General features: G+C 35.6%; 21 protein-coding genes and 3 pseudogenes. 11 read left to right on the top strand and 13 right to left on the bottom strand.

The window, feature by feature from the left end; translation table 11 throughout:
• Positions 1 to 39 precede the first annotated feature (39 nt).
• The gene (locus BA768_RS03225) at positions 40 to 819 is read right to left on the bottom strand and encodes an XRE family transcriptional regulator (RefSeq protein WP_065719676.1); all 780 of its coding nucleotides are present in this window, start codon (positions 817 to 819) and stop codon (positions 40 to 42) included.
• Between the two features lie 61 nt (positions 820 to 880).
• On the opposite strand from BA768_RS03225, the gene dinB reads away from it, so the two are divergent.
• The 7 genes from dinB to BA768_RS03190 all read left to right on the top strand — a co-directional run bounded on the left by dinB (position 881) and on the right by BA768_RS03190 (position 12,588).
• The gene (gene dinB / locus BA768_RS03220) at positions 881 to 2,023 is read left to right on the top strand and encodes a DNA polymerase IV (RefSeq protein WP_065719675.1); all 1,143 of its coding nucleotides are present in this window, start codon (positions 881 to 883) and stop codon (positions 2,021 to 2,023) included.
• Between the two features lie 15 nt (positions 2,024 to 2,038).
• Positions 2,039 to 5,113, top strand: a complete 3,075-nt coding sequence (locus tag BA768_RS03215) for a DNA polymerase III subunit alpha (RefSeq protein WP_065719674.1) — start codon at positions 2,039 to 2,041, stop codon at positions 5,111 to 5,113.
• A 458-nt stretch (positions 5,114 to 5,571) separates the two neighbouring features.
• Positions 5,572 to 7,032, top strand: coding sequence for a tetratricopeptide repeat protein (locus BA768_RS03210; protein WP_065719673.1), 1,461 nt, complete (start codon positions 5,572 to 5,574; stop codon positions 7,030 to 7,032).
• Between the two features lie 892 nt (positions 7,033 to 7,924).
• On the top strand, positions 7,925 to 9,514 hold the full coding sequence (locus BA768_RS03205) for a hypothetical protein (protein ID WP_123947054.1): 1,590 nt from the start codon (positions 7,925 to 7,927) through the stop codon (positions 9,512 to 9,514).
• Positions 9,515 to 9,811: 297 nt separating this feature from the next.
• Entirely contained in the window at positions 9,812 to 10,243 is a 432-nt protein-coding gene (locus BA768_RS03200) for a transposase (protein WP_065719671.1), read from the top strand.
• Positions 10,244 to 10,917: 674 nt separating this feature from the next.
• Positions 10,918 to 11,235, top strand: a complete 318-nt coding sequence (locus BA768_RS03195) for a hypothetical protein (protein WP_065719670.1) — start codon at positions 10,918 to 10,920, stop codon at positions 11,233 to 11,235.
• 975 nt (positions 11,236 to 12,210) lie between these two features.
• Entirely contained in the window at positions 12,211 to 12,588 is a 378-nt protein-coding gene (locus BA768_RS03190; protein ID WP_065719669.1) for an MliC family protein, read from the top strand.
• 199 nt (positions 12,589 to 12,787) lie between these two features.
• Here the strand turns inward: BA768_RS03190 and BA768_RS21730 are convergent.
• Positions 12,788 to 12,919, bottom strand: a pseudogene (locus BA768_RS21730) (tetratricopeptide repeat protein); the annotation flags it as partial.
• 298 nt (positions 12,920 to 13,217) lie between these two features.
• On the opposite strand from BA768_RS21730, the pseudogene BA768_RS03185 reads away from it, so the two are divergent.
• A pseudogene (locus BA768_RS03185) lies at positions 13,218 to 14,108 on the top strand (ORF6N domain-containing protein).
• A gap of 154 nt (positions 14,109 to 14,262) precedes the next feature.
• Here BA768_RS03185 and BA768_RS03180 read toward each other — a convergent pair.
• The 3 genes from BA768_RS03180 to BA768_RS21410 are packed head-to-tail and all read right to left on the bottom strand — an operon-like array spanning position 14,263 to position 15,295.
• On the bottom strand, positions 14,263 to 14,466 hold the full coding sequence (locus tag BA768_RS03180) for a hypothetical protein (RefSeq protein ID WP_065719668.1): 204 nt from the start codon (positions 14,464 to 14,466) through the stop codon (positions 14,263 to 14,265).
• Entirely contained in the window at positions 14,456 to 14,890 is a 435-nt protein-coding gene (locus BA768_RS21415; protein ID WP_228388274.1) for a hypothetical protein, read from the bottom strand. The genes BA768_RS03180 and BA768_RS21415 overlap by 11 nt, the downstream gene beginning before the upstream one ends.
• Before the next feature lie 6 nt (positions 14,891 to 14,896).
• Positions 14,897 to 15,295, bottom strand: a complete 399-nt coding sequence (locus BA768_RS21410; protein WP_228388272.1) for a class I SAM-dependent methyltransferase — start codon at positions 15,293 to 15,295, stop codon at positions 14,897 to 14,899.
• A 484-nt stretch (positions 15,296 to 15,779) separates the two neighbouring features.
• Here BA768_RS21410 and BA768_RS21725 point away from each other — a divergent pair, with 484 nt between their 5' ends.
• Positions 15,780 to 15,962, top strand: a complete 183-nt coding sequence (locus BA768_RS21725; RefSeq protein ID WP_065719667.1) for a DUF1896 family protein — start codon at positions 15,780 to 15,782, stop codon at positions 15,960 to 15,962.
• 45 nt (positions 15,963 to 16,007) lie between these two features.
• On the opposite strand, the gene BA768_RS03165 is transcribed toward BA768_RS21725, so the two are convergent.
• The 3 genes from BA768_RS03165 to BA768_RS03155 all read right to left on the bottom strand — a co-directional run bounded on the left by BA768_RS03165 (position 16,008) and on the right by BA768_RS03155 (position 17,862).
• The gene (locus BA768_RS03165; RefSeq protein WP_065719666.1) at positions 16,008 to 16,487 is read right to left on the bottom strand and encodes a DUF6265 family protein; all 480 of its coding nucleotides are present in this window, start codon (positions 16,485 to 16,487) and stop codon (positions 16,008 to 16,010) included.
• Positions 16,488 to 16,491: 4 nt separating this feature from the next.
• Entirely contained in the window at positions 16,492 to 16,977 is a 486-nt protein-coding gene (locus BA768_RS03160; RefSeq protein ID WP_065719665.1) for a VOC family protein, read from the bottom strand.
• A gap of 63 nt (positions 16,978 to 17,040) precedes the next feature.
• On the bottom strand, positions 17,041 to 17,862 hold the full coding sequence (locus BA768_RS03155) for a helix-turn-helix domain-containing protein (protein ID WP_065719664.1): 822 nt from the start codon (positions 17,860 to 17,862) through the stop codon (positions 17,041 to 17,043).
• A gap of 133 nt (positions 17,863 to 17,995) precedes the next feature.
• On the opposite strand from BA768_RS03155, the gene BA768_RS21720 reads away from it, so the two are divergent.
• A complete protein-coding gene (locus BA768_RS21720; RefSeq protein WP_410493493.1) occupies positions 17,996 to 18,115 on the top strand; it encodes a DUF1896 family protein in 120 nt (39 codons plus the stop codon).
• Between the two features lie 29 nt (positions 18,116 to 18,144).
• Positions 18,145 to 18,282: a hypothetical protein gene (locus BA768_RS21020; protein ID WP_185114189.1), complete on the top strand. Its 138-nt coding sequence runs from the start codon at positions 18,145 to 18,147 to the stop codon at positions 18,280 to 18,282.
• Between the two features lie 12 nt (positions 18,283 to 18,294).
• Here the strand turns inward: BA768_RS21020 and BA768_RS03150 are convergent.
• The 5 genes and pseudogenes from BA768_RS03150 to BA768_RS03135 all read right to left on the bottom strand — a co-directional run bounded on the left by BA768_RS03150 (position 18,295) and on the right by BA768_RS03135 (position 21,850).
• A pseudogene (locus BA768_RS03150) lies at positions 18,295 to 18,886 on the bottom strand (RteC domain-containing protein).
• Between the two features lie 14 nt (positions 18,887 to 18,900).
• Entirely contained in the window at positions 18,901 to 19,122 is a 222-nt protein-coding gene (locus BA768_RS21645; RefSeq protein WP_317039930.1) for a hypothetical protein, read from the bottom strand.
• A 69-nt stretch (positions 19,123 to 19,191) separates the two neighbouring features.
• On the bottom strand, positions 19,192 to 19,791 hold the full coding sequence (locus tag BA768_RS03145; RefSeq protein WP_065719663.1) for a class I SAM-dependent methyltransferase: 600 nt from the start codon (positions 19,789 to 19,791) through the stop codon (positions 19,192 to 19,194).
• Positions 19,792 to 19,797: 6 nt separating this feature from the next.
• Entirely contained in the window at positions 19,798 to 20,454 is a 657-nt protein-coding gene (locus BA768_RS03140; protein ID WP_228388270.1) for a class I SAM-dependent methyltransferase, read from the bottom strand.
• A gap of 88 nt (positions 20,455 to 20,542) precedes the next feature.
• Positions 20,543 to 21,850: an APC family permease gene (locus BA768_RS03135; protein ID WP_065719662.1), complete on the bottom strand. Its 1,308-nt coding sequence runs from the start codon at positions 21,848 to 21,850 to the stop codon at positions 20,543 to 20,545.
• Positions 21,851 to 21,859 lie beyond the last annotated feature (9 nt).

Here is a 21,859-nt window from a genome sequence, read left to right as displayed (position 1 = left end):
TCATCATTTGTGTTTTTAGCTTCCCTTCGGGGAAGTTTTTTATAGATTGAACTTTAGGATTCCGCTTTCCAGATTACTGATGCTGCGTTTCGCCTCATCGACCAGGTTCTTGAGATGGGCGTGGTCAGGCAAATAATAAGGTTTGTAATCCTGAGGCAGAATCCCCCTTACATACCGCCATATCTGTACAACATCTTTTAATGGAATATCGTATGAATCATAGAATGTATTGTCCGCGGCTACTGTTAAGCTCGTTTTATTTCTTTTCACAAAGGTTTTGAAAGTATACCCTTCAGTGGTAATGAACATATATTCTTTTCCCTTTTTTAAATCATCCAACTGCTCAACATATTCACCGATGACACATGTTCCGTCAGCAAATGGCGGCATAGAATCACCGTCAGCCATAAATCCCCTGAAGATGCCATGACCCAAAAAGGGCAGCTGTATCCGTGGAAGGTTTTCAATATATTCGGGATCGCTGAATCCGTTCAGATAACCCATGGAAGCCTTTTGGGGAACAATTTCAATATACTTGTTTCCTTCAGGGTCGACCACGACGGGCAGCAATATTTTATTGCCCGGCAGATTGACCATCTTGTCCAAAGGATATTTTCGGATATCAATACTAACCAAAAGATCGATGCTGATCTTATGATATTTGGACATTCTTAAAAGAATTTCAATTGGCGGTTCAGACTTTCCGTCTTCATATTTTGCATAACGTTCCCTTGTGATCAAAAGATCGTTCGCAATCTTTTGTTGTGTGATTTTTTTTTGATCTCTCAAAAACCTGATGTTTTCTGCAAAAATTGACATTGGTATAATTTATACCAACAAAGATAATAATTTTGGTACAATATGTATCTAATTTTGTCAAATGGAAAGAGCAATTGCACATATGGATCTGGATACTTTCTTTGTCTCCTGTGAACGGCTGAAAAACTCTGTATTGGAGAAACAGCCCGTGATCATCGGAGGTGGCGACCGTGGTGTGGTGGCATCATGCTCGTATGAGGCCAGGAAATTCGGTGTCCGTTCGGCAATGCCCATTAAGATGGCCTTGCGTTTGTGTCCTGAGGCCAAAGTGATCAAAGGCGATATGGAATACTACTCCAATATGTCGCACCTTGTAACAGAGATCATTCAGGAAAAAGTTCCGGTGCTGGAAAAGGCAAGCATTGATGAATTTTATCTGGATCTGTCAGGAATGGACCAGTTCTTTGGTTGCTTTCAATGGACCAATGAGATCGTCGATGCCGTTACAAAAAATACAGGACTTCCGATCAGCTTTGCTTTATCAACGAATAAAACCGTTTCAAAGATCGGGACTGGTGAATCCAAACCTGTCGGAAGGTTTGAAGTTAAAGAAGCCCATATTCAAAATTTCTTAAATCCGTTATCCATCAAAAAGATCCCGATGGTCGGATCGGAAACATTCAACCTGTTTTCAAGATTGGGTGTCAAAACGATACAGACCCTTTCAGAGATGCCGGTGGATGTTCTGAATCAATTGGTCGGTAAAAACGGAACCGTATTATGGAAGAAAGCCCACGGAATCGATGAAACCCCTGTTGTCCCCTATTCCGAAAGAAAATCAATATCAACGGAAGACACATTTTCGCAGGATACGATCGATATTCAAAACATCAAAAGCATCCTATCGGGAATGGTGGAAAAGTTGGCTTTTCAGTTGAGACAGGAAAAGTGGCTGACCTCAACCGTCTCTGTAAAAATCCGGTACTCTAATTTTGATACGGAGACCAAACAGTGCAGGATTCCCTATACATCAGCTGACCATACCCTGCTCCGGTATGTTCTGGAATTATTCAATAAGGTTTATACCAGAAGAATGAGGATCCGACTGATCGGTGTCAGGTTCACCGGTTTGGTTCACGGACTTCATCAGATGGATCTTTTTGAAGATACGGAAGAGCTCATTTCACTGTATCAAACGATGGACAGGATCAAGAACCGATTCGGCACCTCAAGTGTAGGAAGGGCGTCGGGTTTTTTAAAATAGATAAAATATAGCATTATGTTTCTCAATTGCCATTCCTATCACAGTCTCCGGTACGGAACTATTTCCATTGAGGATCTGGTGCAGCTGGCTGATGATATGAAGTTAAAGGTCTTGGCATTGACTGACATCAATACCGTGACCGGTATCTATCAGTTTTACAAACTTTGCCAGGAAAAAGGGATTAAGCCGATTGTCGGTGTGGATGTGCGGGTTGAAAATGAGCAGTATTATATCTGTCTTGCCAGGAATCCCAAAGGCATTGCGGAGGTCAACAGGCTTTTGACCAACTATAATTGTGAAGGAGTTGAGATACCTAAAGCTAATCCACAATTGGAAAACTCTTTTGTGATCTATCCTTTGCATAATATTCCTGAACATCTGTTGGAACATGAATTTATCGGCATCAGGCAGGATGAGCTAAACCTTCTGATGAAACCTGAATTAAAAAAGTTAATTCATAAAATGCTTATCCTTCATCCGGTAACTTTTAAGACAGATGGAGAATACGAATTACACAAAGTTTTAAGAGCGATAGCTGGCAACACCTTGCTCACCAAACTGACAGAGGATGATTATTGTAAGGATAATGAGACCTTTATCGGTAAAAGAGGACTGTTGGAGAAGTATTCGCAATATCCCGAAATTATTGAAAATACCCAATATATAGTCAATGAATGCAGCTTTGATTTTGACTTTAAAACACCGAAAAATAAAAAACACTTTACCGAGTGCAAGGAAAATGATTTTAAACTGCTGAAAAAGCTGGCTTACGAAGGATTGTACAGACGGTATTCCGTCGATAACTTAGAGGCGAAGGCAAGGGTGGACAAAGAACTGGCGGTCATTGACCAGCTGAATTTCTGTGGTTATTTTCTGATCACATGGGATATTGTCCAGTACAGCAAACGGATGGGCTTTATGCATGTCGGTCGGGGAAGCGGTGCCAACTCTATTGTCAGTTATTGCATTGGGATCACGGACATCTGCCCATTGGAACTGGATCTTTATTTTGAACGGTTTTTGAATCTGAACCGAAAGACCCCTCCTGATTTTGATCTGGATTGGAGCTGGAAGAACCGGGATACCATCCTGCATTATATTTTTGATAAATATGGAAAGGATCACGTTGCCTTTTGCGGAACCAATGTCGAGTTCAAGACCAGATCCAGGTTTAGGGAAATTGGAAAAGTATTTGGGCTTCCGAAAGAAGAGCTTGATCTGCTTTCCAAAAAACCGAAAGACCAGCACGATCAGAACTCCATTGTCCAGGAGATCTACAAGTATGAAAGGTTACTGATTGGTTTTCCCAATCAGAGAAGCATGCATTCCTGCGGGATCCTGATCTCCGAAGAGCCGATCACGGATTACTCCGCTCTGGAGTTTCCTCCAAAGGAATTCCCGATCGTACAGTTTGATATGCATACGGCAGAAGATATTGGCCTGGAAAAGTTTGACATTCTCTCGCAAAGAGGACTGGGAACCATTAAAGACGCAGTCAATTTAATCGAGGAAAAAAGAGGCATTATTGTAGACATCGAGGACACAAGAATTTCCAAGAATGAGGCTAAGTGCAATGAATTCCTCAGTATCGGAAAAACCATTGGCTGTTTTTATATTGAATCTCCGGCAATGCGTGGATTGTTGAGAAGACTGAAATGCGATAATTACAAGGTATTGGTTGCAGCCTCCTCCATCATCCGTCCCGGTGTGGCACAGAGCGGGATGATGCGGGAATACATCTTCCGGCATAACCATCCTGATCAGTTTGAATATTTTCACGAGGTCTTTGAAAAGGAATTGGGTGAAACCTATGGTATCATGGTGTATCAAGAGGATGTGATCAAAATCGCCCTTCATTTCGGCGGCGTTTCTGCGGAAAACGGTGATGTCTTGAGAAGGGCAATGAGCGGCAAGGGACGTTCATTATCTGCCTTACAGAAATTAAAAGATGATTTTTTTGAATACTGTAAGAAGAAAGGGCATTCCGAACAATTGTCCCAGGAAGTGTATCGGCAGATCGAATCCTTTGCAGGATACTCATTCTGCAAGGCGCACTCGGCTTCCTATGCGGTAGAAAGCTATCAGAGTCTCTATCTGAAGGCTTACTACCCTATTGAATTTATGGTATCCGCCATTAATAATGGCGGTGGATTTTATAGAACGGAAGTTTATGTGCACGAAGCTAAAATGGCAGGAGCAACCATCCATAACCCCTGTGTCAACCTCAGCGAATTTCAGACGACGGTCTATGGAACAGACGTATACCTTGGATTGATGCACATCGAAAAACTGGAGGCAACGGTCAAGCAGTTTATTCCTGAAGAAAGAAAAAGCAATGGGGATTACAGGTCACTAGAGGATTTTGTCAAAAGGGTCAATATCGGTATTGAAACTTTACAGACACTCATTTTTATCGGAGCTTTCAGGTTTACCGGAAAACAGAAACATGAACTGCTGATCGAAGCCAGATTCCTATTCAATAAAGGTCAGTATAAAACAAAGATCATTTCTTTATTTGATGAGCCTCAAAAGGACTATCAGCTGCCTGTTATTCAGAGAGACCGCTTTGAAGATGCTTTCGATGAGATAGAGATATTAGGCTTTCCTGTCTCCCACTCCATATTCGACCTGCTTAAAACAAGATACAGGGGTCATATGATGGTAAAAGATCTTCCCAACTATCACAAAAAACAGGTAAAGATGCTAGCCTATCTGATCTCAAGAAAGCATGTGCCGATCAAGAAGAAAAACCATCCTGGTAAAAAAGATGATATGTATTTCGGGACTTGGATCGATGCTGAAGGCCAGTATTTTGATACCGCCCATTTTCCGGACAGTCTGAGAAAATTTCCTTTCAAAGAAGGAGGAGTCTACCTGTTGCTCGGAACAGTTGAGATAGATTATCATTTTCCTACGGTCACCATTACCAAGATGGCAAAGATGCCACTCATAGCAGATCCACGGTATTCCATGGATCAGGATAAAGCACAGGAGATAGAAAGGGGGCTACGGGAAGATGTGAGTATGACATCCAGAGAACCATACCCGCATGAACAGGAGATTAATCTGCCGAGGCAAATGATGAAATGATGAGCATGAAAAAAAAATTATAAAACCTATGAGTGAACTCAATTTTCTATGAAAAATGGATCAAGGCAGTCTAAATAACATTCTTGCTAATTCTCATATTTATTTGTTATATCTATAAACGAACTGAGACTTCATCCCCATTTGCACTTACAGATACCCCTCGAGTCTTAAAAGTTTCTTCTGATCTTGATTGTATTATAAAGTTAAGACATAGCAAAATTGTGCCTTAGCAGATCATATAAATAAGTTAAAAATTAGCATTATGTAGAATGTAGAACTATAATATTATTTATCTACATTAGTATGAAAAATAAATTTAACTTCAAATCTATAAAATGGAAATATATAATTGAAATATAATAGTTGGAAAAAAATATTAATCTTCCACATTACCGGTCAATCACAGATCAGTGGGATGATTTATGAAAAATCCGGTAACTTAAAAACTAATTACTAAAATGTACACATCAAAATTTATATTCGTTATTGTATTTTTCTTCTTTGGTTTTATTAAATCAAACAGCTATAATACTTCGGTGGTTGACAGTTTGATTTCTGTTACCGACAATCTATTATATTCCAATAAAATTAATGATGTGTCTAAAAATGGACAATTGATATTACATATGTCCGAGTCAATGGATTATGATAGGGGAAAATTGTACGGAAATTTTTACCTGGCTATGGCATCTAGAATAAATAATGATAAAGAAAATCTGGTTAAGTATACTTTTACATCGGAAATTTTAGCTAGAAAGCAGAAAGACAACTATGTACTTGCCTACTCACTGTTGATGAAATCGACAATTTATAAAGAGGCTCAACTTTATGATAAAGCTTTGCGTTATATTAATCAGGGATTGAAAGTATGCGATGAAATCAAAGAAAAAGAAAAAAGGCATTTTGTAAAAGGAAAAATCATAGTCTATAAAGCCATTTGCTTATACTACTTCGGAGTTGGGTCCAAAAAATTATTAGAGGTCAATCTGCTCGCTATGCAAGAACTTCAAAACGCTGGAAGATCTTTTGGTTATGATTACAATTATTTGAATATTGCCAACACTTATGAAAATCTGAACAATTTAGATCTGGCGGAATACTACTATCATAAATCAATAAAAGTTGAAAACACCTCACTAAGAAGCTTAGGCTATTACAATCTTGCTGCAATCGCCTATAAACGGGGCAAGATGGATACCGCTATAGATTACAATACCCAATCTGTAGATCTGCAAAAAAAGGAGGGAATTAAAAGATTATCTGACATTTGTGAAAATTACAAACTCTTCTGCGACATATATGGAAGATTGAATGACAAAGCCAAAGTTGACGAAAATAAAAAACTGTTTGACTATTACCAACAAAAGGAAAGGGAGGCAAATCACGTATTCAATAAAAAATTACTTATTCAATTGGTAGATACAGCAGAGAAAGAACAACAAGATCTTGAGATAGGAATAAAAAAAGGAAATAACATTTCTATCATACTTACTTCGGTCATCAGCTTTTTATTAATTGGCATTTTATATATATATAAAAGAGAGAGCAAAAAGAATAAACAAAATCAGAAGATCATTGAACGAAAAAGGGAAAAGCTTTCGGAATTAGGTAATAAAGTAAATGATGCTTTTACTGAAGTTTTGGAACTCGCAAAAAAGGATGACCCCGCATTTATTCCAAGATTTAAAGAAGTATACCCTACATTTTACGATAATTTACTTTCTAAATGTCCTGCACTTAGTCTTGGTCAGATTCGTTTCTGCTGCTTGTTACGACTTAATTTTTCCACAAAAGAAGTTGCCCATTATCATCATTTGACAATTAAAGGTGTACAAACGAGAAAGACAAGGCTCCGTAAGCAATTGAATATACCTTCAGACGTAGATCTTAATAAGTGGATGATGGAGGAACTCGATTAAAAAAAACCTCAAAAATTGTTATAATAGCTATTTTATTTGCAGTTCGGATGCATCATACAAAGGAATTCGCTGTAATTTTATACAAGCGGGGCTTTGTATTTTCCGATATTCCGACCTTTTAAAAATTACAACAGATTAGGTGAAACAAAAAACATACTACACCAAAAAGAAATATCAAATCTTCTACAAATCCTTTTAACTTTACTGTCTCAAAATTACTTTTACAGTTATTCACATATTTTTTACTCTCCTACCGTTCCAAAAAAATTTCCCCTAAAAATTAATTTCCCCATACTCTGAAGCATATGGGATTTTTTTTGAGGTCTTTAATATCGAGGTCTTATATTGATCTTAAAAAAACACAGAAAGTTTACTATTCGAAAAATCGAATATAAAACCTGAATCTGAAAATCATATCTAAAAACAGAAAGTAAACACATTCCTAAACATTAATCCACCCCCCATACAACATACTGATTTACAAATGTTTAAATTAACACAAATCCACTTGGGGTACGTATGAAGTATCTTACATATGTTGCTTGGATCGGTCATTTATAAGTGTAGTACTATTGAGGGATTACATTTTTTTTAGATCCGCATAAAAGATATTTACTTTGTCAAACATTTTGAAGATGAGTTCAAAATTCCTGCTAATATAATTGAACCTCCCGATAAATAGATTTTTGTAATTATCAGAAAACACAATCCTCTATATAGTTTTAGAGCCCATTATGCATCTATCATTATCTCAAGTTTAAAAAAGTCACCTACATAAAGCAGAAACAGTTCTTATTGTAAACAAATATAACAAACTTCTCAAACAACCTTCAAACAAACATTATATAATTTATAAAAAATGAAAACACAATTTGACCTTAAAAAAGCTTTTATGCTTTCAGTATTAATATCTTCTTCTACGATATATGCGCAGGTGGGTATCAACACCCAATCTCCAAATACAATTTTTGATATTAGCGCCAAGCGAGATGCGGCTGGAGATCTAACAAGCAATGACCAGACCTTTGGACTGCAGGCTCCACGTTTAACGAGGGCAGAACTTACCAACAATACGGCAAACTATGGGAGCAACCAAAACGGGGCATTAATCTACATTACGGATATTTCCGGCGGAACGAATGTCGGACAGCGGGAGTACATAACAGATCCTGGATATTACTACTTTGATGCAACTGCCAACAAGTGGCAGAAAATAGTTAGTGGCACAGTCGGTGGAGTCTACACCGCAAGCAACGGACTGACAATGTCTGGTAACCAAATAAATTTAGGTGGAGCACTTACGGGAGCGACAACTATTTCAAATGTCTCATCAACAAACAAATTGGCAGTGAAGGGAGACGGTGTGGATGCCATTAATTTCGATGAGAATACCTTAAGTATTGACGCTACAAATAACAGGATTGGTATAGGTACCTCAGCTCCATCAGAAAAACTGGATGTTGATGGTAATGTACGATTCAGAAGCATACCTTTTGTTGGGCTTACATCCGGAGATGGAATTATGGCAGTCGACAGCAACGGTAAAGGTAAGAAAGTATCGTCCGATTACCTGCAATCAGTAATTAACACCAATATCTATACAAATGATGGAAGCCTTAATGGAAATCGCAATGCGAATCTAAACGGTTATAATTTAGGATTTACAGGAAATGGAAATGTGGGTATAGGAACTAATAGTCCATCTGAAAAACTGGATGTCGGAGGAAATATTGCTGCTTCAGGAAACGGCAGATTTTCAAATAAATTGACTGTAGGATCTAACTGGACTGGTGCAGCGGTTGCTATCGATAATAAAAACCAGAATGAACCTATATTAGCCTTATCCGGTACAGGCTTTAATAGACGCGTTACAATATTAGATGGCGGAAATGTAGGGATAAATACCACCTCTCCTTCACAAAAATTGGATGTCGATGGAAATGCAAGATTTCGTAGTGTGCCATCAGGCAATATGAACTCTACAGATGACTACTTGGCTGTTTCGAGTGATGGCACATTGAAAAAAGTGGATGTTAACCTACCTGCTTTAGGCTTATACGCTGTCACTACAGGGTCAGTTAGTCACTCTTCAGACGGTAATTTAAATAATCTGAATTTCAACAACACAATCAAAAGGGATGGTAATTTCATAGCTACCTCAGTGAATCAAAACACATTTATAGCTGTAAAAGATGGATTGTATACGGTGGAAGTATGGGCACAATTCAGCAATGTACCCGAAGCTTCTAATGACAATACAAGAGGATGTAGCGTACAGATTTCGTCCACAAGCGGAGGGAATACTGTTCAAGCAAGTGGGGACAGATGGAATGGTGGACTGGGAACTACAGGTCTTACAAAAACCTTTTTACTCAATGCCAATCAGAGTGTATCAATATATACGCGTTGTATTAGAACAAATAATCCAAATTATGTTACGGAACCTAATTCAAATATATTCATCACTTACACACCGCTTTAATACATTGTTTAATGTGTATTTCGATTTCAAATAACCTATTGATTATCGGTAAAACTATGGGATTTTTGACCGTCATTTATTTTTTTTTAATTGAATGACGGTTTTTACCAGCTTACAAAATAATATTTAAAAAACTTCCTAAAAGATCGTTATGATTTTTCCTTCATATTGTTAAGATGCTGTAATTTGATTATACTTCTTATGACTATTATCATAGTAACAACGTCTACAATGGGAAAACAGAAGCTAACCTTCATACTACAGATTTTTAAAACTTGTTAAAACAGTTATTGATATATGAATTTCAAAAGTATTACCATTGGTAAGTTGATCAAAATAAGAGTTAATGAACGTAATATAGAAATATCACGTATTTGCAAATTTTTAAGTAAGTCTGAGAAAGAAGTAGAAGATATGTATGCTTCGGAAAGTCTTGATTCAATGATATTACTGAAATGGAGCAAGCTTTTAGAGTACGATTTTTTTAGATTATATTCACAGCACCTTATCATGTATGCTCCTATAAGTGAGAAAAGTTCTAGTGCCTCAGATTTAAAATCAGTTCTTCCTAAATTTCGAAAAAATATTTACACAGTAGAAATAATAGATTTTATTCTGAGCCAAATAAAATCTAATGAAATGACAAGGAAAGAAGTCATTGAAAGATATAAAATTCCAAAAACAACGCTTTACAAATGGATTGCAAAGAAAGGATCAGGAAATGAATAAAGGCATTCAATAATGCCGATAAAATTGCTGTAAATAGCTGTTATTACGTGGAAAGACACTGATGCACACTAAATTTGGAGTTAAGAAATTCTGGCAGTAATGGCATTAAAATTCGTAGTAGTAACTAAATAAAAACAATTAATATAAACAATACCAAGACCATAACATACTCTTTAATCCGATAACAGCTTATTTTTAAAAACACAAAAACTATAATAATACTCAACATACCCTCCAAATTGAGTTGAGAGTAAGCATTTATTAAATTAAGGTGGTCTTGGTTTTTATAAATTGTTCACATTTACTAACAAATTATAATTTTAATAAACTATGATACGGCTAATGATATTGCTAGATATCATTAACATAGAAACTTTTTTTTCATTCGTTTGTAGATTCTTGCTCAGAACTTTCAGAAATCACAACATATATATTGGTTACCAATACCGCCTGACTATCCAACAGCTAACGGCAGCAAGCATCGGGACAGCCGATAGTAGAAATGAGGACCATCAAATCAAAGACTCGATTAAGGCAAGTTTTTTAATCATTATTACCTAAAGGACAATTAATTAATATTCCGTTATCGTTTTCAGATGATCAACAAGACCTATCTTACCATATTATGAAAGGCTCTTGAATAAGTTCTAGAAAATAATATAGAAATAAATAATATGACACCAAACTATCATAACATTTTTAAGGATATGATAAACAAAAATTATCCGAATCTAAAAATAAATTGTGAAATTATATTGCAGAAAGAAATATTATCAGTCTTGGATGTTATTGCGCTGAATAAAATATTATCAGGAAATCTTAATGATGATCTAAGAAACAAAGACCAGAAATATCGGGCATACAATGAATGTGCGATTATAGAAATATTACAGTATGGGCAAAAACACAAATTTAACAATACACATTTAGCTAAGCATTTCAACTTAAGCCGCAATACAGTAGCTAAATGGAAAAAGATATTTCTGCTTTAGTTTTAAAAACTCTTTAATTAAATATATATCACTTCCAGGTCAAAAAGCCGACATTACAATTACCAATACCTTTCATATAGTTCACTATCATTGGTAAATTGAAGATCATTTATATTGTATCGATAAAGTTCAGCTTGTGATTTGAGAAAATTAATAAAAATTTTATAATCATCAGATAAATACGTTTAAATCCCTATTGGAACCGCTAATTTTCTAAAAAAACGATTCCGCCATTGTTCTATAGAGTTGGATGAACGGCACTTTTCCTTTAGGGTCAATAGACCATTGAAAAATGCCGGAGATGAACACTGTTATCTGCTACATAAGGTTTATAGCGTTCCGCAACCTGCTTGTCTTAATCGACCTACATCATAACTTTAATATCTTTCTTCTCTACTTTTTAATTAAGGTTAAAGCTTCAGTAACATTAAAGATGCCCTTGGATCTGTACCAAGGGCACTTTTTTATGATTGCAGTTTTCACTTCTGACCATTTCATCACTTATGTACGATTCTATTACCAATCATTCCTTTGAGCTTTCAATACCAGCGACCTCAAAGGCAAGTTTTCTTTTGACTCTTCCCTTTTACGCTCAGCTCACCTCTCAATATCCACCCCTCAATATCGGTCAGAGCCGCTCCTGCTGTCTACTATATCTAAATTTCTCCTCAAAAGAGATTGCACATTATCATCAAATACCAATCGTACTCTTTTTACTGAAGTACTAATAGGCTACACTAATTCTTAATATATATATTTAAAAATCATATGAAGTACCATTGTAGTACCGTGTTTTTTTTAATTGCAAAAAAAATGTATTTGCTTTGTCCCTAATATTTAAAAACCGTTTACATCAAAGTATAAGCATTAAATAAAGAATTTAAAGCTCCTGAGAGATATTAAAATTTAAATTGCTTAGTGATAAATTATAAAAGGCTGGCTTAGCAAAAAAAGAAAAATTAAAACAAATAAATTATGATTAAAAAGACAATTATTATTGCGAGTTTGAGTATTTTCACAATAACAACTTTCTCGTGCACTAAAGAGGTTTCGAAAAAATCAGAGTCCTATCAAAAAGTTAATAATACTGTAGATGCATTAAGCAATAATCAAATTACTACTGATGAAATTGTTAAAAGCAAAGCTAAAGATAATCAGGGAAAAGCAATTGATATGACTTTTAATAATACAAAAGATATGGTAACAGTTATTTTTGAAGGTAATAAAATTGAAATGAAAGCACAAAAAACTGCATCTGGCATCTGGTACTCAAATAAAGCCTATGATCTGCGTGGCCAAGGAAGCCATGTTGAATTATATAAAAACCGAACAAAGATTTTTGACGGAAACTAATATATCATTCTCCACTTATTATTTGGGGAATTAGTTAAATATTTATATTAAATCACCAAAAAGCACTATTTAATCTAAATGTGCTTGTATTACAGGTGTTTTTGCTATTGGCATTGATTTATCTTAGACCAGTTAAACCTTAAAATGAGTTTCCGTTGCATTCATAGCACGCAACGGAAACTAAACTATTACGCTTTTTTTATTTAATGGTTTCTAATTTTTGAATCATTGCTTTTGCCGATTCTGAATTTGGGTCTAGCACTAAAGCTTTCTGATATGATTTCAATGCATTTTCTTTATCGCCGTTTATAAAATAAGCTTCACCCAGACTATTCCATGTATTCGAGTTATCTGAAAATAATTTTGCATTTTCCTAAAATACTATTATAGCATTATCAACTGATTTTTCTTTTAAAAAGGCGTAACAAATTTTATTCAAAAAATCATTCTTATTGCTTTTAACAGTTTTTATTAATGGCATCTATGTAAGTGTATACAAAGGCTTCATTCTCATTTGTTTCAATATTTGGCTGTACACCTTTTCCTTCCCAATTGGTTTTTGTTATCGTATTGAATGACAAAGCCGAAACTTCCTTTGAGTTTGATAAAAATAAAAGCTACAAAAAGTCATGGAAAATAAGCCTAGCATTAGCACAATGGAAATCAGAAATCTGATTTATTCCATACGTGGAAAGCAAGTGATGCTGGATAGCGACCTCGCTTCCTTATATCAGGTGGAAACAAAGAACCTCAACAAAGCCGTAAAAAGAAATATAGAAAGGTTTCCTGCTTCTTTTTGCTTTCAACTTACCACGGAAGAAGTCGAAAACTTGAGGTTCCAAATTGGAACCTCAAGTTTAAATTATGGGGGAAGACGTTATCTACCCTATGTCTTTACAGAGCAGGGTGTCGCAATGGCTTCTGCGATACTCCGTTCCGATATAGCCGTGAGGGTAAGTGTCGAAATTATGGAAGCTTATGTAGAAATGCGTAGAATGCTTATAAGCAATGCCTCTCTTTTTCATCGGTTGGATAAGATTGAACTGAAACAATTAAAAGCCGACCAGAAATTCGAAGAGATTTTTAAGGCATTGGAAAGCGATAAGCTCCATAGCGACAAAGGGATTTTTATAACGGGCAGGTGTTTGACGCCTATGCCTTTGTTTCCGATATTATCCGAACTGCCAAAAGCTCCATTATCCTGCTGGATAATTATGTGGATGACCCCGGTACTAACTTTATTGGGTAAACGCAACAATGATGTTACCGCAACTATCTACACCAGGAACATCAGCAATCAGCTACGTCAGGATGTTCAGCGATACAATAGCCAATATCCCCGTATTGAGATCGAAATTTTCCCTGATGCTCACGACCGGTTTTTGATAATTGACGAAACGGAACTCTATCACATCGGGACCTCGCTCAAAGACCTGGGCAAAGACCTGGGCAAAAAATGGTTTGCCTTTTCAAGAATGGATATTAAGGTAGGAAGAATGCTGCAAATCCTGAATAATTAATAAATAAATCCTCTGAATTATTAGAGGGTTTTGTCTTAACATTGATTTTGTTAATACTTTGTACGAGTGTTTTCTGCAGAAAAATCAGATATAGAAAAACCGAAACTACCTTTATTTAAAACTAAAACAAGCAATTATTAAGGTGTTACTGCAGTTATTTTTTCCTTTTCGTGGGTTTGTTCATTCTATAATTACAAGACCTATTTACCACAAATTCGATTTTATGTTCGGATAGCAGTTGTAAAATTATTTCTCTTGTTTCTTTTTCATTAAGTCCAAATTTTTCGCCAAGGTCAATTTCATTTAGTTGGCCATTATTTTCGATTAATGCTTTATAATATACTTCTTTAATTTTCATAAGCTATTTTTTTTTGAACAGCTATCATCATATGTGGGCTAAAAGATAAAAGGTAACTGTCGTTTTCTGTGATTTTAGTAAGTTCTAATAATGTTTTTTTCTTTTTTTTATTCAGCATATTTGCAAAGTATTCTTTGTCCAACCAAGCCATTTCCTCAACTGCATAAGTATTAATGTGGGTTAATTCTTGATTTATAAACTCGTCTTTTAATTGTTCAGGTTTATGATAATATGCTTCTGCTAAAAGCCAAGGGAAATCATCTGGCGGATTGTGTATTCCTGATGTTAATTCCTCCTTGCACATTTCAAAAAATGAATTTTTATGAATTAATCCATTTAAAAGACCGGCCAAAGTTGATGCCGTATAATTAATGGCAAAAGCTAATATAATTCCGTTATTTTTAAGAACTCGTTTTAGCTTCACAAATGGTTAAGTCTCTGTCTTCTTTTTTTGAAGATGATAAAGTGGTCCGTGAAGTATTATTAAGTCGGCAAAACTATTTTTGAATTCTAATTTTCGAGATTCGCCTAATTGTACAGAAAATTTGTTTTTTAACTTATTCGCTCTATTTTGGGCTAATTTAATATGTTTAGGTACTGGTTCTACTAAATGAACTTGATGTCCTTTTTTCGCAAGCCATTCTGAATACTTTCCTGTACCACCACCAATATCTATTATTTTTGAATGTGAAGATGGAATATATTTTTCTATGAGTGATTTGATTCTTTCAAATTCAAATATGCCCATTCCTTTATCAAGTCTGGTTTCTTCTGATGCATTATTATAAAATACTTCTATATCTCTGCTTATTAATTGTTTATTATTCATTTTTAATCATTGTATTATCATCACGTATTGAAATATTGAACACATTGCAAAGTGATAAAGCAATCGATTTGTAATCAATTGTTTTTGTTTAAGATTGGATGAAATAACTTGGTATGATTATCTGTGCATTAGAAATCAGACGATTCTATGCATTAATTGCTCGTTTTGTCGAGCTTGTCTCTTTGAGAAAGACACAGATAATATGTTAATTAGTAAATCAGACTACAAAGATAGAAATTCTTAATAATTTTTTCAGAGTTCTAGTTTTTTATTGCAGGTAACCTTTAAATATAAGCAATGCGTATATTTTATGTGCAAGCTTGAAAGCTTATTTGTCAACCACAAAAATACAAATTAGATCTTTCACAATTAATCTCTTTACGCCAAATCCTGCCACGCAAAGCCAAAGCATTCAACTTCAGCAAATGCTCTTATAAACTGCTATAATTTTAGGCTTTACACAAAGTCTAAACAAAATTATAGTATGGAGACACAGCAAAAAGACCTATCGTATTTCAGATTACGACTGCAGGAATTATTAAATACCAGCTTTATCGAAAAAGAACACGACCGATTTCTAATTATTGACAATACAGAACTCTACCATATCAGAGCATCGTTAAAAGGCCTGGGAAAAGTGGTTTGCCTTTTCAAGAATGGATATTGAGATTGGCAGGATATTTCAAATCTTAAACAATCCATAAAATTTATTTTATTTCACTCGCTTCATTGGAAAAGTTTGCTTACGCTCCTGTTCGTTTTTAGTTCCTGATATTTCGGCTACTAAAGTGTTCGTATCAGTGTTGGTATAAGAAATGATTTGTGGGAATTCGTGTTGCAGATTTTCAAATATCATTTGGTTTTTCGAAATTAGTTTGGCCGTAAAACGTACAGGTAAACCATCATTCTGATTTTTGACTATCGGAATATAAAATAGCACTTCTTGTTCTTGCACCAATCGTATTGTTTCAAAAACAATAGTGTCTTTGTCTTTTACGATATAGCTCATTCCTGAAAGCTCATTGTCGCTTATTTTTTTCCACGTTTCGTAAATAGTTCCTTTCAGGGTCTTGTTCTCCCAAGTTCCGATAAGCCATTCTGTTTTTTTGATGTCATCTCTCTGTTTTATAGTCCAAGCACAAAGCAAGAGCAAACCGATAATAGCTATAAATAATTTTGTTCCTGTCTTCATCGTTTTATTGTGCTGAATGTAGTCCCAATTTGTTTCCTTCCGTGTCAATGAATAAAGCGAAGTAGCCCATTTCAGGACTGATTTCGGTCTTTGGAACGATTACCTGTCCGCCATTTTGTTCAACTTTGTCAAGCATTGGTTGCAAGTCGTTACCTGCATTGAGATAGAGAACAGCACCGTCTGTTGTTGGTTTGCAATCGTTGCCTTTTACCAAAAACACGTTTACTGTACCTTCGTCGTTCGGCAAAACACCCATTTGATTTCCGTCCATTTCCATTTCTTCAATAGCAATGCCTAAAACAGTTTGATAAAATTTTACTGCTCTTGCAAAATCTGTTACCGAAATTTCTACAATTGAAATTAAGTTATTCATATCATTTACTTTTTGAATTTGTATATTTTCTGCTTTTTCTTCTTTGGCTTTTGTGTTGTTGCAAGCCAAAAAGCCAATTGCAATCAGCATTACCACACCTGATATAATCCTTTTCATCTTATGAATTTTGATGCAAAGTTAAATTTCGTGAAACTCACGAAATAGTAAAAATGCGACACACTAATCGTTCGTGTAAAAAAGAGAAGATAAAATCATTTGTTCTTTTCCAAGAAACTCTTTTGGAGTTATACCTGTAAATTCTTTGAAGTCTTTAATGAAATGGTTCTGGTCATAATACTCGCTTTCATACGCAATTTCGGTAAATGTTTCCGTCTTTTGGTTGAGCAGTAATTTTAAGGCGGTTTGCAATCGGACAACCTTTCCTAACTGTTTTGGACTCATTCCGATTTGTTTCAAAAATTTTCTTTCGAGCTGTCTGCGTTTCGATAGGTCTTCTTTTAAAATAGCTTTGATTGGCGAACTTCCGCTCGTTACAATAAGTGTGTCAACGGTTGTTTTTACAATACTGTTAATTGTGGATTTTTCGTTGAGTTTGTCAAACAGAAAAGTTTCGATTATCTCAATTCTTTGTTGTGTGTCGGTTGCGTGAATGATTTTTTGCTCCAATTCATCGGCTGTTGATTTTCCGAAAAGTTCTACGATTGGTGTTTCTTTGTTTTCTAAATTTTTAAGTGGTGTTTTTATAAAATTAGCAACTCCATAAGGATAAAAACGAGTTGCAAAACAGTGAACATAAACGACGGGCTGGATAATAAAAGGTTCAGTGATTTGCCCTACAACTATTGCTCTTGGCTGAATAATAAATTCTTTTTCAGAAGTATATGGTTTTATGCCATCTCCCAATATAAATATCAATTCCATACAGCCGTCAGGAACAATCCTTTGTTTTTCTGAACTGTATTCGGCAGGCACTTCCAATGTCCAATAACATTTGATAAGTGATGTTAAGTCTTCACTTGGTTGATAGGTTTGATAGTTCATTGTGTTATTGTTTATACATCATTGCAAAATTAATAAATTAATCCGCCTGTATTTTTAATTACACCAAACCCTGCCACTTCTGCAAAGGTGCTTATCCACTGCTATAATTTTAGGCTTCAAGTAAAATTATAGAATGGATACACAACAAAAAGGCCTATCGTATTTCAGGTTACGACTGCAAGAACTATTCAACACCAGCTTTATCGAAAAAGAACACGACCAAAAATTTATCGACCTATTCTTCAGGAAGTAGTAAACGGTAATTGGAGTAAGGAAGTCCGTTTGAGCGAACTCAAAACAGAGTTGGCTTCTGTAGAGCGAAAAATACAATTGTCAATCACTCCTGAACCTTCAGAGGATGCACCTACGACAATTATTGATAAAGCGACAAATAAAGAGCGATCGTCTATACGATTGTGATTTTGAAAATAGTTACCTCTCATCTTGTTCATCCATCTTTTTTAAAAGACTTTCATGCATGGTATTCAAAAATTTCGTCCGATTAAGTTTCCTGTTTTTTAATTCTAGATAAGTACGGTAGAAATCAACGAGATCGATATTGCAGAAACTTTCAAAGCTTTTCGCAATTAACTTTATATCAGCATTGCCATTCTCAAACACATCCTGTGCGTGGAGAGCATAAATAAGTTCAATTAAGGCAGTTTTACTGGCTGTCCAGTTTAACATTGAGTCCTCGTTTTTTTCTTTGCTTGCTTGTACTATTGAGCTGATCTTCAATATAGACCTGTATCAGGTCATTGGCAATTATTTTAGCAACTTTGTAATCATGAGAGGTAGAGAAACTATGATCGGCTTCAAAATAGAAAGTATCCAAGCATAGTTTGATATCATGGCTACTCCTTACAAAATATTTATGGTCCAGGTAAGTGCTATTGGTTCTGTAATATTTGTAAAAATCACGGTTGTTATCAAAAAACCTTTTTAATTTATAAAGTTCGACCTTCAGATATTTTCGAATATTCTTCCTATTACCAAAAGGCTTTTTGGTTTCAATTTTATAGATTGCATTGTAATAAATTAATTTTGATAATATGGAAGGCTTGAGATGCTTAAAAAAATAGATTTTTCATTAACATCTTTAAATCCCTTTTCACCTATAAACAGTTTCATTTGAGCAACATTTTTCAGAATCAACTTTATTATGGACTCTGACAGTACAATTGTATCATCAATTTCAGAAACTAAATTGTGAATATCATCTTCTAACTGATTTAATATGTCTTTGTAAAACTTCACCATAATCCAATTTATTGAGTTCAATGATGTACTCGAATGATAGCCCGTAAGTGATACAATGCACATACTTATCTATTTAATACATTGTATCAGGTAGAATGGATAGTTCTCCTCAACCGTCTTGATGTGATGAAGTCCATAATTGCCAAATTCCTGCTGTATGGACTGTAGGTCATAAAAAAACATATTTACTCCACCAAACTGTTTGTACCGGTCAGTACTTATCAGTGTACCTTGTCCATAGGTGGAAGCATCCTTAGTGATCGCAGAGAAAATCATTAAGCCTCCGGTAGCAAGTTGGTTGTAACAGTCCGCAATCAATTTTTTTCGTTCATTTTCGTCCAGCAAATGGATTAACGCATGACAGAATATGCCATCGTAAATAGCTTGGTCAACCGGCATATCCGTTACCGACCCATGATGGATTTTCAACGTTTTTCCAAAATTCCTTTCTGCAAGGTGGATAGCGGTTTCGGAAATCTCAATACCTGTTACAGTCATTCCCTTGTTGAGGAAAGGTGTAGCATTCCTACCATAACCGATACCGGGAATTAGTATTTTCTTCAAGCCGTTTTTTGCAAATAGTTCGGCGGATAAAACGGCAGTTTGTGTGGGGACGGATCCCCACATTTCCTGCTTACTCTTAAATGCTTCTTCCCAAAATTCAATCATAAAATTTTATTTAGCTTTGATGATATACTGATACGGCAATAGGTTTACTTCAACTTCAAAAGACGTAAAACCTGCCTTTTTCAGTTCAAATACGATTTCATCCACAGATGCCCTCATGGTCATAGCCGGTGCCTGTACTTTCTCAGTAAATACCGCTTTGAAAAAATCGACAATCACCAGTTCACCATTTTTGCTTAAACCTTTTTTCACTTTAGAAAAGTACTCGGTTCGGTTATCTATATGATGGTAAGTATTAGCAATAAAAACGATGTCCGCTTCATTATCTTTAAGTAACGGGCTGTCATAAGGAATCTTACGAAGCTCTATATTCTTTATACTTTCTTTAGCGATCCTCTCTTTGAGATAATCCTGAAACGCATCGCTTACATCTGCGGCGATAACATGAGCTCCCTTAGCGGCAAACTTTACAGAGAAATAGCCGGTAGCAGCACCTATATCCATTATTTTTTTGCCTTTAAGGTTTCCCATATACTGCAATACTTTCATGGGATGCTGCATGGAATCTCTTTCGGCCGATTCGAAGTTTTTAGCCATTTTAGCTACTGCTTCCTTATCTGCGAAAGCATGCTCTGAGTGAGAGTGTTTCTTCTCGTTATTGTGCTTTTGATCTGTATGCTGTGCATTGCTATTGCAAGATAACATAAGCATTGCTACTAATAATCCGCAAGTGATCTGGCTACTCATTTTTTTTCTGTTCATTTTATTTGATTTATGTATTTAACAATTAAGATTAAAAAGAAGGGTCAGGCTTCAGACGGTTGCTCCAGTAGTAGGTTGCTAAACCAAGAATCAGATTTAGCAATCCAATAATAGTCTCCATTGGATGATGAATAATCGTGTAACCAATCATCCATAGGGATCCTGATAAGAAGATTATTTGAAAAAAAGGAAAAAAGGGACTACGATAAGTTTCGTTACTCTTTTTGCGATTTTTATACCGTATTATAAATACAGCAAGAACCACCAGCATAGTGGACATGCTCAGTAAAACGCCACAGTATATCATAATTTGTTCGAAGGTGCCTGTGACAATCAAAATAACACTCAGCCCAAACTGCAACCACAAGGCTCTTTTCGGGACCTGGTTTTTTTCTACTTTGAAATATTGCCATAGCCTGTGCTCACCTGCCATACTTGCCGTAACCCTAGGTCCCACCCAGACCATTGCACTGATGCTTGACACTATTAAAAAAGATATGATAATGCCGAACAGTTTTCCGAAATCTGTGCCGAATATTTTTTTTGCAGCAATTTCTCCGACTTCCAACTTTCCGGCTAATTCGGCAGCAGGAATATGTTTTAGAAAAACAAACTGTAGCAAGGTATATAGTATGGTTACTACCAAAGTACCTCCTATGAGTGCTACCGGCAAAGATTTTATTGGATTTTCAAACTCTTCGGAGATATAGGCAGCCGCATTCCAACCAGAGTAAGAATAGCTCACATAAATTAATGCGATGGCGAAAGCTCCTGATTGTATTTCAGAGAAGTACTGCTGGTTGATCTCATAGCTCACTTCAGACTGTTCCGCTACTACTATGCCTGAAAGAATGATTACAGCCATTATCAATACTTTAAACAATGTGGAAAATATCTGGAACTTGGAACTGGTTTTCAGGTTTTTCGTGTGAATGAAAGTAATAACGGCAATAACCGAGATGGCAATCCATTTGATATTATAATCCCCGAAACTGAAATATTCTGTAAATGCAATCGCTGCAAGAGCAATTGGTGCCGCAAAACCCACGGTAAGTGATACCCAACCAGACAGATACCCAGCTATAGCATGATACATTTCAGAAAGAAAGGCATATTCTCCACCTGATTTGCGTATATAAGTACCTACTTCTGCATAACTGAAAGCCCCGGCTAATGCCAATATACCGCCCAGTATCCATAAGGTGAGTATAGATACAGGATGCCCCATATCTTTCAATTGAAATCCCAGGCTGGTAAATGCACCGGTGCCTATCATATTGGCCATTACGATAGCAACACCTGCAAGGGTAGATATTTTGTACGCTAATTTCTTTTGCATTTATAAAAG

The sequence above is a fragment of the Chryseobacterium sp. CBo1 genome (genome assembly GCF_001693475.1).
GTDB classification, from domain to species: Bacteria; Bacteroidota; Bacteroidia; order Flavobacteriales; family Weeksellaceae; genus Chryseobacterium; species Chryseobacterium formosense.
This window is presented reverse-complemented; position numbering and strand designations above follow the sequence as displayed.

Coding starts and splice junctions, on each gene's coding strand:
- BA768_RS03225 (WP_065719676.1), bottom strand. CDS start 819: ATGTCAATTTTTGCAGAAAACATCAGGTTTTTGAGAGATCAAAAAAAA.
- dinB (WP_065719675.1), top strand. CDS start 881: ATGGAAAGAGCAATTGCACATATGGATCTGGATACTTTCTTTGTCTCC.
- BA768_RS03215 (WP_065719674.1), top strand. CDS start 2,039: ATGTTTCTCAATTGCCATTCCTATCACAGTCTCCGGTACGGAACTATT.
- BA768_RS03210 (WP_065719673.1), top strand. CDS start 5,572: ATGTACACATCAAAATTTATATTCGTTATTGTATTTTTCTTCTTTGGT.
- BA768_RS03205 (WP_123947054.1), top strand. CDS start 7,925: ATGCTTTCAGTATTAATATCTTCTTCTACGATATATGCGCAGGTGGGT.
- BA768_RS03200 (WP_065719671.1), top strand. CDS start 9,812: ATGAATTTCAAAAGTATTACCATTGGTAAGTTGATCAAAATAAGAGTT.
- BA768_RS03195 (WP_065719670.1), top strand. CDS start 10,918: ATGACACCAAACTATCATAACATTTTTAAGGATATGATAAACAAAAAT.
- BA768_RS03190 (WP_065719669.1), top strand. CDS start 12,211: ATGATTAAAAAGACAATTATTATTGCGAGTTTGAGTATTTTCACAATA.
- BA768_RS03180 (WP_065719668.1), bottom strand. CDS start 14,466: ATGAAAATTAAAGAAGTATATTATAAAGCATTAATCGAAAATAATGGC.
- BA768_RS21410 (WP_228388272.1), bottom strand. CDS start 15,295: ATGAATAATAAACAATTAATAAGCAGAGATATAGAAGTATTTTATAAT.
- BA768_RS21725 (WP_065719667.1), top strand. CDS start 15,780: ATGGAGACACAGCAAAAAGACCTATCGTATTTCAGATTACGACTGCAG.
- BA768_RS03165 (WP_065719666.1), bottom strand. CDS start 16,487: ATGAAGACAGGAACAAAATTATTTATAGCTATTATCGGTTTGCTCTTG.
- BA768_RS03160 (WP_065719665.1), bottom strand. CDS start 16,977: ATGAAAAGGATTATATCAGGTGTGGTAATGCTGATTGCAATTGGCTTT.
- BA768_RS03155 (WP_065719664.1), bottom strand. CDS start 17,862: ATGAACTATCAAACCTATCAACCAAGTGAAGACTTAACATCACTTATC.
- BA768_RS21720 (WP_410493493.1), top strand. CDS start 17,996: ATGGATACACAACAAAAAGGCCTATCGTATTTCAGGTTACGACTGCAA.
- BA768_RS21645 (WP_317039930.1), bottom strand. CDS start 19,122: ATGGTGAAGTTTTACAAAGACATATTAAATCAGTTAGAAGATGATATT.
- BA768_RS03145 (WP_065719663.1), bottom strand. CDS start 19,791: ATGATTGAATTTTGGGAAGAAGCATTTAAGAGTAAGCAGGAAATGTGG.
- BA768_RS03140 (WP_228388270.1), bottom strand. CDS start 20,454: ATGTTATCTTGCAATAGCAATGCACAGCATACAGATCAAAAGCACAAT.
- BA768_RS03135 (WP_065719662.1), bottom strand. CDS start 21,850: ATGCAAAAGAAATTAGCGTACAAAATATCTACCCTTGCAGGTGTTGCT.